The sequence below is a fragment of the Aurantivibrio infirmus genome (assembly GCF_054767315.1).
Genome location: NZ_BAAFSK010000009.1, coordinates 34296 through 47713 on the forward strand (window position 1 = coordinate 34296; position 13418 = coordinate 47713).

General features: G+C 44.2%; 11 protein-coding genes. 6 read left to right on the top strand and 5 right to left on the bottom strand.

Features of this window, described 5'->3' with window-relative positions; translation table 11 throughout:
* Positions 1-6: 6 nt before the first annotated feature.
* The 6 genes from ACYUCY_RS17875 (at position 7) to ACYUCY_RS17900 (ending at position 7182) form a co-directional block, all read left to right on the top strand.
* Positions 7-1191, top strand: a complete 1185-nt coding sequence (locus ACYUCY_RS17875; RefSeq protein ID WP_460227899.1) for a TolC family protein — start codon at positions 7-9, stop codon at positions 1189-1191.
* 50 nt (positions 1192-1241) lie between these two features.
* Entirely contained in the window at positions 1242-1433 is a 192-nt protein-coding gene (locus tag ACYUCY_RS17880) for a hypothetical protein (protein WP_460227900.1), read from the top strand.
* 48 nt (positions 1434-1481) lie between these two features.
* Positions 1482-2507, top strand: a complete 1026-nt coding sequence (locus tag ACYUCY_RS17885; protein ID WP_460227901.1) for an efflux RND transporter periplasmic adaptor subunit — start codon at positions 1482-1484, stop codon at positions 2505-2507.
* Positions 2508-2519: 12 nt separating this feature from the next.
* On the top strand, positions 2520-5642 hold the full coding sequence (locus tag ACYUCY_RS17890; protein WP_460227902.1) for an efflux RND transporter permease subunit: 3123 nt from the start codon (positions 2520-2522) through the stop codon (positions 5640-5642).
* A 62-nt stretch (positions 5643-5704) separates the two neighbouring features.
* A complete protein-coding gene (locus ACYUCY_RS17895) occupies positions 5705-6583 on the top strand; it encodes a cation diffusion facilitator family transporter (protein ID WP_460227903.1) in 879 nt (292 codons plus the stop codon).
* A 29-nt stretch (positions 6584-6612) separates the two neighbouring features.
* Complete coding sequence (locus tag ACYUCY_RS17900; RefSeq protein ID WP_460227904.1) at positions 6613-7182, top strand: methyltransferase family protein; 570 nt, start codon at positions 6613-6615, stop codon at positions 7180-7182.
* A gap of 520 nt (positions 7183-7702) precedes the next feature.
* Here the strand turns inward: ACYUCY_RS17900 and ACYUCY_RS17905 are convergent.
* From ACYUCY_RS17905 to ACYUCY_RS17925, 5 genes are all read right to left on the bottom strand, one after another.
* Positions 7703-8050: a hypothetical protein gene (locus ACYUCY_RS17905; RefSeq protein ID WP_460227905.1), complete on the bottom strand. Its 348-nt coding sequence runs from the start codon at positions 8048-8050 to the stop codon at positions 7703-7705.
* A gap of 144 nt (positions 8051-8194) precedes the next feature.
* The gene (locus ACYUCY_RS17910; RefSeq protein ID WP_460227906.1) at positions 8195-9466 is read right to left on the bottom strand and encodes a hypothetical protein; all 1272 of its coding nucleotides are present in this window, start codon (positions 9464-9466) and stop codon (positions 8195-8197) included.
* A gap of 286 nt (positions 9467-9752) precedes the next feature.
* Positions 9753-10703: an ATP-binding protein gene (locus tag ACYUCY_RS17915; RefSeq protein ID WP_460227907.1), complete on the bottom strand. Its 951-nt coding sequence runs from the start codon at positions 10701-10703 to the stop codon at positions 9753-9755.
* Positions 10700-12604 (bottom strand): hypothetical protein, encoded by a 1905-nt coding sequence (locus ACYUCY_RS17920; RefSeq protein ID WP_460227908.1) that lies wholly within the window; start codon positions 12602-12604, stop codon positions 10700-10702. Before ACYUCY_RS17920 ends, ACYUCY_RS17915 begins: the two co-directional genes overlap by 4 nt.
* On the bottom strand, positions 12595-13269 hold the full coding sequence (locus ACYUCY_RS17925) for a hypothetical protein (protein WP_460227909.1): 675 nt from the start codon (positions 13267-13269) through the stop codon (positions 12595-12597). The genes ACYUCY_RS17920 and ACYUCY_RS17925 overlap by 10 nt, the downstream gene beginning before the upstream one ends.
* Between the last annotated feature and the right edge of the window lie 149 nt (positions 13270-13418).

A 13418-nucleotide genomic window follows, 5' to 3' on the forward strand; every position in this document is an offset into this window, starting at 1 on the left:
CTATCGTTGACATTAGATGAAGTTGTAAAGAAAACACTTAACAACAACCCAGAGTTGCAACTTTACGCCACCCGTTTATTGGGCGTAGCGGGTTTGCAAGAATCAGCGAATCTTGCCCCTGCATTAGAACTCGCTGTTGAAATTGAAAATGTCGCAGGCAGTGGAAATTTTTCTGGCGTCGATCAGGCCGAAACTACCGTGGCATTATCTTCTTTCATTGAACTTGGTAATAAAAAGCGCGCACGGGTTGCCGTCACTAATGCCAAGCACACTCAATTGAAAATGCAGCAGCAGCTCGAAGCATTGGCACTGTTGGCAGAAGTGACTCGACGTTACATTACTGTGTTGGCCGCGCAAGAAAGGCTGGCAATTGCCGACGAATCCTCACAGATTGCAGAAAACACTCTGCGTTCTATTGAGCAGCGTTCGCAAGCCGGCGCTTCCATGCGAACTGATGTGTTGCGAGCTCAAGCCGAAAATGTGAAGGCATTGAGAAAAAGGGAAGCCATTGCGACGGAACTCACTATTGCCAAATCACAATTGGCGCTCTTGTGGGGACAGACCGCAATCGATTTCGATGGTGTTACTGGAGATCTTTTTGATGTGGGTGACCTTGTCGATCTCGACGATTTTCAATCCGTTATTCTCAATAACCCCATCGTGGAAGTGTATGCCACTGAACTGGGCGTGCGACAGGCGCAATTGGAATTGTCACGCTCTCAAAGTTCCCCTGATATTCAATGGCAACTGGGTGCTCGCCAATTTCAGGAAACCAGTGATACGGCGTTAGTTCTTGGACTGAATATTCCTTTGTTTTCTGGCAAGCGATCCTCAGGCAATGTCAAGGCCGCACAAGCGGATTTGTTGGAAGTTCAACAGCGGCGAGACATTGCGTTATTAGAACTGCAATCCACTTTATTTTCTTTGACGCAACAGCAGCAGCAAGCAATCGCGCAGGCAAACGAATTGCGAGATACGGTGATTCCATTACTGGAAGAATCCGTCGTTGAAGCCGCGGATGCCTATGACCGAGGTCGCTATCGATATACCGATTGGATCAACGCGCAGAGAGACCTCGTGGACGCCCAAGAAAATTTGATTGCCAGCGCAAAGCAAGCATTGACGTTGCGCGCCAGTATTGAGCAATACACGGCAGCACCTTTGTCTGATTTAACAGAAAACAATGAATAATTTCAGGCAGTTTTTAAACTGTTCTGTCACCAAAATTTACGGAATACATTATGAAACACATGAAAACGTTTGGGTTATTTTTGGCTGTAGCGCTGTTTGCCAGCATCGTCAGTGTCACCACAATCGCACAAGAATCACATGACCATCAGAACGAACATGAAAAGCACGAAGGTCATGATGAACATGATGACTCAGAAAAGCATGAAGATCACGATGACGACGAACATAACCACGATCACTGATTTCGGTCAGCTTTAAATTGTATCGTTACCCAATTCTAGGAACAGATTATGAAAAGCATGAAAACATTTTGGTTATTTTTAACCGCAGCTCTGTTTGCCATGTTCATCGGTGTCACTGCCTTCGCTCAAGATGCTCATGACCATCAGGACGAACATGAAAATCACGAAGGCCATGACGAACATGATGAAACGGAACAACATGAAGAAGATCACGAAGAGCATGATGATCATGGACACGGTGAAGAGGACTCACATGAGCACGAGGAAGAAAATACTAGCCGTATAGACGACGATATGGCTAAACAGGTGGGTATAGTGACTGCATTCGCGAGCCCTCAACAACTTCACCAAACGATATCCGTTTATGGCTCGTTGGCTTCTGGACCGGAACAAGTTAGCCATGTACGTGCTCGTTTTGAAGGACTGGTGAAATCAGTCAACGTGACGATTGGTGATTATGTTAAAACGGGGGACGTACTTGCCGATGTGGAGTCAAATGAAAGTCTCAAAAGCTATAAAATTCGCGCTCCAATATCGGGTCGCATTGTTGAGAGACATGCTAATACTGGTGAGGCCACCCAAAACCAACGATTATTTTCTATCGCTAACTTTGAAACACTGTGGGCCGAACTCAAGATTTATCCAGCACAACAACTTTCGGTCAAAGAAGGCCAGTCGGTAAACATAGTCTCCAGCAACAATGTAGGTTTCGAGGCCGAAGTCAGTCATATTATTCCTTCTTTGAATGCTCCTTATCAACTTGCGCGAGTCGAGTTTGAAAATAGCGTCCACAATTTGTCACCTGGCTTATTGGTGGAGGCTCGAATTGAAACAAACAGTTTCCCGGTTTCACTCGCTGTTCTGAAGGATGCAGTGCAATCGTTGGGTGGCCGACAAGGTGTATTTCTCAAGCAAGATGATGAATATGTTTTTAAACCACTACTACTTGGGCAGCAGGATGATCATTTTTATGAAGTTCTGGATGGCATTGAATCTGGTGATGAATATGTCAGCGAAAATAGTTATCTGATTAAAGCAGATATCGAAAAATCTGAAGCCGAACACGAACATTAATCGAGGTGCGTTATGATTGATTCAATTTTGCGCCTTGCTATTGAAAGGCGCTTACTAATTTTAAGTTTTATTTTTGTCATCGCGGGTGTAGGCGTTTGGAATTATCAAAAACTTCCCATTGATGCGGTACCGGACATCACCAATGTTCAGGTACAAATTAATACTGCAGCTCCAGGTTATTCGCCATTGGAATCGGAACAGCGGATAACATATCCGGTGGAAACCGCATTGGCAGGTTTGCCCAATCTTTCTTATACAAGATCACTTTCACGATACGGTTTGTCTCAGGTGACCGTTGTGTTCGAAGAGGGCACCGATATTTATTTCGCACGGAATCTGATTAACGCTAGGCTTGGCGCCATCAAAAGTGCATTGCCTCCCGGGCTTGAACCAGAGATGGGACCCATTTCTACGGGACTGGGTGAAATCTTTATGTATACCGTGCAGGCCAATCCAGATGCTCGTATGGCCAATGGCGAACCTTACACGGCGACTGCGTTACGTGAAATTCAGGACTGGATTGTCAAACCTCAACTAGCGCAAGTGAAGGGAGTGATTGAAGTCAATAGTATTGGTGGTTACAACAAGCAATACCATGTGATGCCAGACCCGGCGCAATTGCTGTATTACAAAGTCAGCGTTGAAGACTTGGTGATCGCACTTCAAGCAAATAACGACAATCGCGGTGCTGGATATATCGAGCGCAACGGCCAACAGTTGTTGGTTCGATCTCCTGGTCAGCTGGCTACCATGGAAGATATCGGCAACGTGATTATCACCGAACACGAAACCGTGCCGATAAAGATCAAAGACGTCGCCGAGATTGGAATAGGTAAAGAACTTCGTACGGGCGCGGCAACCAGGGATGGGACTGAAACGGTTTTAGGCACAGCCATGATGCTGATCGGTGAAAATTCGCGAACCGTTGCTCAGGACGTTGCTATAAAACTCGCTGATATCCAAGCATCCTTGCCAGAAGGCGTCGTAGCTGAAGCAGTTTACGATCGCACGTCTTTGGTGGACAAGGCAATTACTACCGTTGCCAAAAATCTAATGGAAGGAGCGCTGTTAGTCATCGTCGTGCTGTTCCTTTTGTTGGGTAATTTGCGCGCAGCGTTGATCACAGCGATGGTGATTCCGTTGTCGATGCTAATGACTATTACCGGCATGGTGAAAACGGGAGTATCCGCAAACTTGATGAGTCTTGGTGCCCTCGACTTCGGTTTAATTGTCGATGGCGCTGTGATTATTGTAGAAAATTGTGTTCGACGACTTGCCGAATCGCAGCATAAAAGTGGGCGCCAAGATTTACGTCAAAGACTAAATGCGGTTTTCGAGGCTACTTCAGAAGTCATTCGTCCAAGTTTATTTGGTGTGGCCATTATTGCCATCGTCTACATCCCCATTTTCTCCTTGACTGGAGTGGAAGGGAAAATGTTTCACCCAATGGCCGCGACGGTTGTTATGGCCCTGATATCCGCCATGTTTCTTTCTCTGACGGTTGTACCTGCCGCTGTGGCTGTTTTTATGAACGGGAAAATCAGTGAAAAGGAAAGCGTTGCGATCAGCAAAACCAAATTGGCCTATAGACCACTGCTAAAACTCGCATTGAGTTTTCGTTGGGCTGTGGTCAGCTTCGCCTCGTTGTTGGTGCTGTTTTGCTTGTGGTTGGCTTCCACGTTGGGATCAGAGTTTATTCCGCAATTAAATGAAGGTGACATTGCGCTTCATGCCATGCGTATTCCGGGTACCGGTCTAGAACAAGCGGTTGAAATGCAAGAAATTCTCGAACAAAGAATAAAGTCTTTCCCAGAGGTAGATAAAGTATTTGCACGAATTGGCACTGCGGAAGTGGCAACAGATCCAATGCCGCCCAATGTGGCAGACAACTTTGTGATTTTAAAACCTAGAAACGAATGGCCAGACTCTACCAAAACGAAAGAGGAACTTGTGGAAGAGATGGAGCGCGCATTAGAAGGACTACCAGGCAATAATTACGAATTTACTCAACCCATTCAGATGCGTTTTAACGAATTAATTTCCGGAGTGCGTGCAGATCTTGGCATCAAAATATTCGGAGATGATTTGGATCAGCTTGTTTTAACAGCGAATGATGTCTTGCAAGTGGTAAATTCCATTGATGGCGCTGCAGATGCACGCGTAGAGCAAGTAACGGGACTGCCGACAATGTCAGTCATTCCTAAGCGAACCGCATTAGGACGTTATGGCTTGAATGTTGCGGAATTACAAGACTGGGTATCTGCTGCCATCGGCGGTGAATCGGCGGGCATTATATATGAAGGGGATAGGCGTTTTGAACTGGTTGTACGTCTGCCTGAGACCACCCGTCGTGATATTGACCGATTAAAGTTTTTACCCGTGCCGCTCAAGAATGGGGAGTATGCGCCTTTGGAGGAAGTGGCCACATTGGATATTTCTCCCGCACCGGCACAAATCAGTCGCGAAAATGGCAAGCGTCGTATTGTCGTCACGACGAACGTGCGCGGCCGTGATCTAGGCAGTTTTGTAAATGAGGTGCAGGCACGCATTCGCGAAAAAGCCGATATTCCACCGGGCTATTGGTTGGATTATGGCGGGACGTTTGAGCAGTTACAGTCTGCCAGCCAACGTTTATCAATTGTCGTGCCAATTACTTTGTTGGTAATTCTGGGGATTCTCGTTATAGCGTTCTCCTCACTCAAAGATGCTCTGATTATTTTCAGTGGTGTACCACTGGCACTGACTGGTGGCGTGTTGTCGTTGTATTTACGTGATATGCCGTTGTCCATTTCGGCCGGTATCGGGTTTATTGCACTTTCAGGCGTTGCTGTGCTTAACGGCCTTGTAATGCTCGCGTTTATTCGCCAACTGTGGCACGAGACCGGTGAGCTCACTACGTCGATCATGGATGGTGCAATGATTCGTTTACGTCCGGTATTAATGACAGCCTTAGTCGCTGGATTAGGTTTTGTACCCATGGCATTAAACACTGGAACGGGTGCCGAAGTTCAACGACCATTAGCAACAGTGGTTATCGGCGGGATCATTTCTTCGACGTTGTTGACGCTTTTCGTGTTACCCGCATTGTATCGAATCTTTCACAAAAACCATGAATTATCAACGAATACGAGGTAAAACATGTGTCAAATAAATCATTGAATGAAATCGATACCATTTTTAAGGAATCATAAATCCACATGCACGACCACTCGCACATCCACACAAGTGATGGCATTCGCTGGGCTTTTTTCTTAAACCTAGTATTTACTATCATTGAATTTATAGGCGGCTACCTCACCAACAGCACTGCCATTATGGCGGACGCTGTACACGACCTGGGTGACAGTTTATCCATCGGCTTGGCGTGGGTTTTGGATTTGGTGGGTAAACGAAAACCGGACAAAGAGTTCAGCTACGGTTACCGTCGTTTCAGTTTGCTTGGTGCACTCATTAATGGCTTGGTACTCATCGTGGGTTCTGGATGGGTGTTAAGCATCGCGTTGCCTAGGCTAGTTGATCCACAGCTGCCTGAAGTTCAAGGAATGTTTTGGTTGGCTATTTTGGGTGTGGCTGTGAATGGATTCGCGGTATTAAAGCTACGCAAAGGAAAAACGCTAAACGAGAAAGTGCTTAACTGGCACCTCTTAGAGGATGTGTTTGGATGGGTAGCCGTTCTAGTGGTTGCAATCATTCTCTTTTTTTTCGAGGCGCCAATCTTAGATCCTTTGCTGTCTATAGGGTTTACGTTGTTCATATTGCTTAATGTTTTGAAAAACGTATTTAGCACCGCCAAACTATTTCTACAGGGTGTACCTAATGACAACCTGAGGGGCGATTTGTTTCGTCAATTAAAACAGTTTGAGGTTGTAGCCGATGTGCATCATTTGCATTTATGGTCACTGGACGGAGAGCACCATGTGTTGACCGCCCATTTAGTAATAAAGTCGTCATTGAACCCACCGGAACAATTGACTCTAAAAAAACAAATTGCTCAGTCTCTGAAATCATACGAACTTGAACACACGACCATCGAGCTAGAGTTCCCCGAAGAAAATTGTCGGGACGAGAACGGGTGAAACGAGAAGCCTAATTAAACTGGAATACTATGAGCGAGTTTTTCTTTTATTCAGGATTATTTGTCCATGTCTCTTTGTTGCTTATCATTATCGCTAGTAAACGATTTTTTGGCGTTTCCGTATGGCCGCCACCAAATACACGATCTTGGCAATATTGGATAGTGTTTTGGTCCTTGCGGATAATGCTGTTTTGCATATTCGTGCTGGCAGTGGAACAGTGGGGGGCATTGTCCTTATCATCTTTCTATCGATTTTATATTAGCCTACCTATTTTTATTGTATTTTTTTCTTTCGGTTCAATCGGTGTTTTAAATTTGGGGTGGAAAAATACGCATGGAGAAGCGATGGGATTTGTAAATACCGGAATGTATCGATTCAGCCGAAACCCTCAGTACGTTTGTTATGCCATATCCTTTGTCGCGTTGGGAATTGTTATATCATCCAGTGAAGCGCTAGCATTGTTGGGGCTTACTAGTCTCTGGTATTTAATAGCACCATTTAGCGAAGAGAAGTGGTTAGAGGAGAACTACGGTGATAGTTATTTAGAATACAGAGCGAATACACCTCGATATTTCAATTTCGGAAGGAGAATTAAATGAAATTAGAGATTGATGGGCATCCATGGGCATTAAACAATAACTGGAAACACCTGGAATTTATAGCTTACTGAATCTATTGGATATTTGTAATTATTTGCCAGTTAAAACAGGGAACACTTTTTCCCTACAAATTCAAGCTAGCACTCAGAGGATTTCCAACTAAAAACTGAACGATTTTCCCAGCATACATGACTCATCCTCACATCTTGGATAAATTTGTACCCCATAGCGCTGTTAGAGATCCGCTGACAATACCCTTGAATCACGAAGGCCTGGTCACACTTTACATCACTCAAAACCACGATGGTTTGGTCACACTTAGACTAACTGATCCAATAATCGTCAGAACCACTTAAGATGCTCATATTGAAAAAGGCGGTAGGCCACTAGATACCTTATGGCATCCAGCTCTTTTGACAACTCGTTTAGGTTTTTAGCCTTTTTAATGGATTTAACTAGCGAAATTCAAAACGGATGCTGTTTTTTTGTGGAAGTGCTCATAAAGGAATTCACAATCTATTTACGGAGAAAATGGGTCAATTACCTCACTGGGATCAACCTGTCTTAAGCAACGACGAGAACCTCGGAACATAATAGCGTCTATATCAATGGACTCGGCGATTAACAACTCATAGAGGGAGGGTAGGCCAGGTGATGATTCACGAATATAATCCCCGGGCACCAGGTAACCCATACTTTCCCATCCTACTGCGGCCTCATAGAGTTTAAATAGACGTGGAATGTTCGTATGTTGTTGTATTGTGGTGCTGTTCATATGCCATTGGGTGAGTGTAGAAAATGGTACGTGGCACAATTTCGCCAATTCATTCCTATCAATACCAAAGGCCCGAATAATAGTGTCCTGCATTTGATACCCTTCAGCTCTTCAAGATGAGAATATTATGGAATTTATAGATTACGTTATTTTAGTCGTGTTGGCCTGTACGGTTTTGCTTTGGTTCAAAGCTCAATCACTTATGAAGTGACGTTTGGTCTTGTGAATCCTAACTGATTAGCCCGTGTAAAATGTCGAATCAAAATTTTCTGTATCCACGACTTTCCTAGCATGGCTTATAATCGGCGTATAAAAACCTTTCTGAATGTCTGAAATTTTTTTTCCTAAGTTAACAGTTCTTTCCCTGTGAGGTTCTGACATTGCTGAAATCTGCTCTTCATAAAAGTACACGTTATCAATATACTTCTTCAATTCGGCTGCCTTGATGCCCGAAAGGGTCATGCATTTAGTCTTTGGAGCCTTAACAAACGCCATATTTTCGCGACATATTATCGGTTCGTCAGAATAAATTAATAGTGCTCTTGACCTTGATTTTTTTAAAACCCAAAAATCAAAACTCAGGTTACTCACATTTTTCCCTAGATAAGGATAAGGAATTATGGCCGATTTTCTCAGTTGAAAATGGTTTCCGCCGGGATAATTTAAACAATCCACGGCAAACTTAAATAAGGCGTAATAAGACATTTCCAAATCTTTTTCGTAAATTATTTTCTGAGCGCCTGTGGGTAAATTATATATGACGCCGTCCTTGCTTAAATACTGTGTAACTGGGCCAGGTCTTGCAACCTCAAAGAGCGGCCTTGAGAGGATAGTGCGCTGTGAATAGCTGCTATCAAGACCTGAATCACTATAGACCGTGGTGACGAGACACCACCAATAGTTAAATGCAATACAATACGGGCAATCTGAATACCCGCTGCCACCGTCAATGAAATGTGTGTTTCCAGTTAAGGATCTGATTGCTTTGGCAATTTTTCGAATGATAGAAATTTGAATAGGTCGAACCCATGGAAAAGTAATATCAACAATTTCTTTACCGGTAATCTGATTCTGGTCGAAAGGAGACAACTTGAATTCGTGAGTTTTCATCTTAGCTACTACTAAATTCCGGCGATAAACTGAACCGATTTTTCTTTGCTGAAGATTTTCGAATATAGCAGGCGCAAAAAGCGACGTTGGTGACACGCAATTCCGAAGCGCTCTTCCATTTGACATCACATAATTTTCACTATCGATACAATTATTCGACGTGTTTAAAACCTCATACAAATAATTCAATGCCTTGTGAGCAGTATCATTAAATGCGCCATCTTTTAAGGCATCTTGTTGATTGATTCCAAGACCGCAAGTTGCACACTGTGTTCTAGGTAGTAATTGAGTGGACGGCCACTCAATTCCACACTCCGGACACAAGAGCTCCAGTGGGATATTGTGGATAGGGCAATGAGTTAACCATACATAATCATATATTGGTGAGTGAAATAACATTTTTGCGCAAGCAGAACATTGTCGATAACACTTCGGTGAGATAGTTAGTCGACTCGCGAACCGGTCTATATTGATATCTGGATACTGAATGCTGTACGCGTACAAAATAACTTGTTTTATTCGATTATCAACAGCCTTATAGATATCGGGATACAGTGTTTTTATGATAGGTGCTGATCGTTCTAGAAGTGTTTTACTAATCGAAGGATTAGCAATTAGGAGGCGTCGGTAAACGTTGTAATTACTTTCAAGCGGACATGAAAACGCTCGACCAATATTAATTACTCTAGGTGGCACGAACATAGTCCGGAATCAGACCAGAAACTTCGATGCATTTTTCAACCATATTACGGCTGAGTTGTGCTGTTGAATATTGAGGTAAATAATCCGTTAACAGTGGGCTAACGGTGCCGACAAAATATTTCATTCCCCAGCTGTTGATGCTGAGTTCGTTTCTGTGTGTTGAATAACATTCCCAGATCAATTTCGCCTGCTGCTCTAATCGCCAGCCTTTTTTAAAGTCAGCGGGGAGAAAGTATTCTGTATAAGTGGGGCCTGTTTCTTCCGGATACCGGGTGACATCGTACATGCGCAAACATTGCTTAAGATCATTGATATTTTGGATCCCACTAAAATAGTATTTTTGGTTGAAGAATCTACCCCGCAAGTGTGCATACTCTGTTCGCTCAGACGCGCCGATCAGTTTTTCCGCCTCATTCGCATTCCCCATTAAATAAACGTGCAATGAAGCATTGAGCAGCCTTAATTTGTCATGCAGCTCGGCAAAAACTTCTATTTGATTTATTGACAGGCGATGAAACTCATCGACTATCAATAAAACCACTTTATCATCATTTTCACAGGCAAGATCAAGAAAATAATGTACGAGTTGTTCGGACATTTCATCGGCCTTTTTAGTTTTCCCTAACGTAAATTCCGCACTAAAATACAAAGCCCTGAGGCAGTTCGCGATAGTGGGCGTATCCCGCTTAGGAACAACAAAGCGGTGACAGTGAATGCGTTGTCCCTTTGATCGGGTGGTATATCGGTTGTGCAGTATTTCAATGGCCGTGGTTTTTCCAATACGCGCGTCGCCGACAATGACGCCGCCAGTGATGCCACAGTATATCCATTGCTTTAATTTTTGGTGCAGCTGCTTGACGCTCGGCGTGGTAAATTGAAGCCAAAGCGGTTTAAAAATTGGATGTTCAAATCGATCTTCTAGTATCGTTTTCATAAATCGTCATCCTCGATACCGCTAAAATCCGGCGTCCAGTCTGGGAATTCTTGGTCGTTGTTCGCTGATGTTTCAGAACGCGTACTGCCCTCATGCACTGTTTCTTCTGCCAACGGTATTAATTTTACTCCTTGGTTTTGTGTTGCTTCACGATAAACACGCACGATTTCTAGTGCAGTGCTCGGAAGTTCTTTATTCTCCAGTAGATAAGCAAAAAAGTCGGCGTGTTGATCCTGGATTTTTCGACGACGGGATTTGGTATAATCGAAAATGAGTTTTCGCGTTCTCAGCGAATGCGCAAACCGTTGCCAACTGCGGGGCGCATCAAGCGTACCGAGTTTTTCACCAAGTAATGTATAGGCAGTGACATGGCGAATATCTTTGCGATCGATCTGAATGCGGATTTTTTGATTCACTAAATCGCTTTGTGCTAAACAGTCGCCGCGATAACGCACACCCGCGAAATTTATATGGGGCAATCGAAAACCCGACTTATCCCAGCGCACTGTCACCGTTTTAGTATCGGTCAAAACATTTAAAGACTTCACTGCCAGTTCGCTCAACACAGGCAAATACTTTGTTTGGATTTGTTCTTGAATAATTTCTAACGGAGTGGCACCTTCTAAAAAAGGTTTTGGTGTGGCGTTATGGGTCGCGAACAAGACATCGAGATATTCTTCTACTGTTAGCAAATTAATGATCGGTGGCTTTTTGCTATTTTTTTTCGATTGTTTTTTGGGATCGTTGGGGTGTGAACCGGACGTTGAAACAAAGCGATGCGCCTGATCGCTGGCAAGTTTGAACGCATACTCAACCCAATTGCGTTGTTTAGGGCTAGCGGGGATACCTAAGTTTAACGTCGCACCCAACGATTCAGCAATGTAGTGGCGGATGGTGTTGGCCGAATGCGCCCAAGCGTTATCTAATCGGAACTCTCCCGGCGCCAGGTTCTCAGCGCCATGTACGATACCCACGGGAAAACCCGCCCCCGGCGGGTATGACAGTCCTGGGGTAACGAGGTCGCGTGGCTGCCAGGGTTTATGTAGTTTCCCTAAGCACTCCAAAATGTCGTCTTGATTGGGAGCGGCGGTCAAGGCTAAGGAATACGATAGAATACAATTCGTTGCGACATCCAACGCCAGAACCAAGGACACACGCGAAACCGGTATCGCTTTAAGATCGCCTCCCACTTCAAATCCCACGGACGCATATAAATCAAAACGTTGTTCGTCGAGCTGAATTTCTTGGTACACCCGTTTTACCATAGCGCGAGCACGAATTTCGCGTTTCGGTTGCCGCCGTGCTGTTTGCTTGATTAACAATTCGTTCGTTCGTCGGTGAAGGTATTGTCGCGCTGATTCGTAACCACAAAGGGTTTCTGTATAAGGGTAAGCTGATCTAGGCCAATGCGCCTCGGCTAATAACCGTAAAAATTCTTCGTGAAAAGCTTTAGGTTTTAAATTTTGCCCCTGTCGATAATCTCCAATGTGCGCCTTTATAACTTTGTCGAGTGCGATGCGTAAATTCGGCACGTTCAAAAGGAGGTGTTGAAACGCACAACGTGATCCTGTTTTGTCGGTGAAAGAAGGTAACGTCGCCCGTCTTCGACTTTTGATTAGCCTGGTATGTGGAACCAAGGCGGCGCTTAATGCAGGATTTTTGGATTCATCGCCCGCAAGTGCACGGTGCAGCAACTTAGAAACAAACGATATTGATACACCATTTTTTTGTGCGACGTCACGATAGGAATGGCCATGCAAAACTTGACTCACAATCGAAAGATTGCGGACAAATTGCCGTCGTTTTTCCGGTTGTATTGTCTCGCGATCGAGGGTTGGCCAGTTCTCAATGGTTTTTAAGTGCGGCTGTTGTTGTAATCGCGTTTGCCAGGTTACGTGCACAGGAAAAATTCCGTGTCATAGCTTAAGGGGTGTTGAGTGAGGTCCGCTGTTAGGCGTCCGTTGTGTAAGAGACGAAAGCAGGCAATTTCTTCACGATAGGATCCTTCTCGATCACCCACGTCAATTATTTCGCCTAAGGACAATCCCGAATTCAATCCGACCTTTTGGTAAAGCGTTTTTTCCTCGTTATCTGTGGCGATATCGATGGCGTTCGCCAAGTTTCGAACGATACGTAGCCAATTTTCGGCTAATACTTCTTGTTCAAACACCCAATCATTTACGATGAGTTCGAATTTGACTTGGTTGAAAGCGCAGTAAGATTCTAAGAGGGGTAATCGTTTTTCTCGAAAACTTTGTAGTTGTCCCGGCGCTTTAATTTCGCGCAATACACGCTGATTATTTTTTACAAAATAGCAATCGGGCACATAGATTTTTGAACCGAGATGAAAACGTAAGGGCTGCGGAATAAAACTTGTCACAGCCGGATCACTTTCCAACAATGCCGCATGCAACAGTTCTGCGCGAGAATGAAAAGCCGCAACCTCCGGGAACTTGATACATCGCTGAAGATAAAAATCCACTTTAGTACGCAATGCACGCGGCGTACTGTGTTGTCGTGGTACCCACGATTCTACGGTGGGCGAATGCTGATCGAATGTATACATGTGATAAACCAATCGATTGTGAAACAATTGATAGTTATCGACGGTATAGTTCAAATTGTTCAGAAAATAAATGGTTGAGGATAGATGGTGAGTAGCGCGACTTAAACGGCTAGAATGGAAGGAAAAAATAGGTTCAAAAATACAATATT

What these genes read in the sequence shown, in the direction of transcription:
- ACYUCY_RS17880 (WP_460227900.1), top strand. Translation starts at nt 1,242, where the DNA reads ATGAAACACATGAAAACGTTTGGGTTATTTTTGGCTGTAGCGCTGTTT.
- ACYUCY_RS17885 (WP_460227901.1), top strand. Translation starts at nt 1,482, where the DNA reads ATGAAAAGCATGAAAACATTTTGGTTATTTTTAACCGCAGCTCTGTTT.
- ACYUCY_RS17890 (WP_460227902.1), top strand. Translation starts at nt 2,520, where the DNA reads ATGATTGATTCAATTTTGCGCCTTGCTATTGAAAGGCGCTTACTAATT.
- ACYUCY_RS17895 (WP_460227903.1), top strand. Translation starts at nt 5,705, where the DNA reads ATGCACGACCACTCGCACATCCACACAAGTGATGGCATTCGCTGGGCT.
- ACYUCY_RS17900 (WP_460227904.1), top strand. Translation starts at nt 6,613, where the DNA reads ATGAGCGAGTTTTTCTTTTATTCAGGATTATTTGTCCATGTCTCTTTG.
- ACYUCY_RS17905 (WP_460227905.1), bottom strand. Translation starts at nt 8,050, where the DNA reads ATGCAGGACACTATTATTCGGGCCTTTGGTATTGATAGGAATGAATTG.
- ACYUCY_RS17910 (WP_460227906.1), bottom strand. Translation starts at nt 9,466, where the DNA reads ATGTTATTTCACTCACCAATATATGATTATGTATGGTTAACTCATTGC.
- ACYUCY_RS17915 (WP_460227907.1), bottom strand. Translation starts at nt 10,703, where the DNA reads ATGAAAACGATACTAGAAGATCGATTTGAACATCCAATTTTTAAACCG.
- ACYUCY_RS17925 (WP_460227909.1), bottom strand. Translation starts at nt 13,269, where the DNA reads ATGTATACATTCGATCAGCATTCGCCCACCGTAGAATCGTGGGTACCA.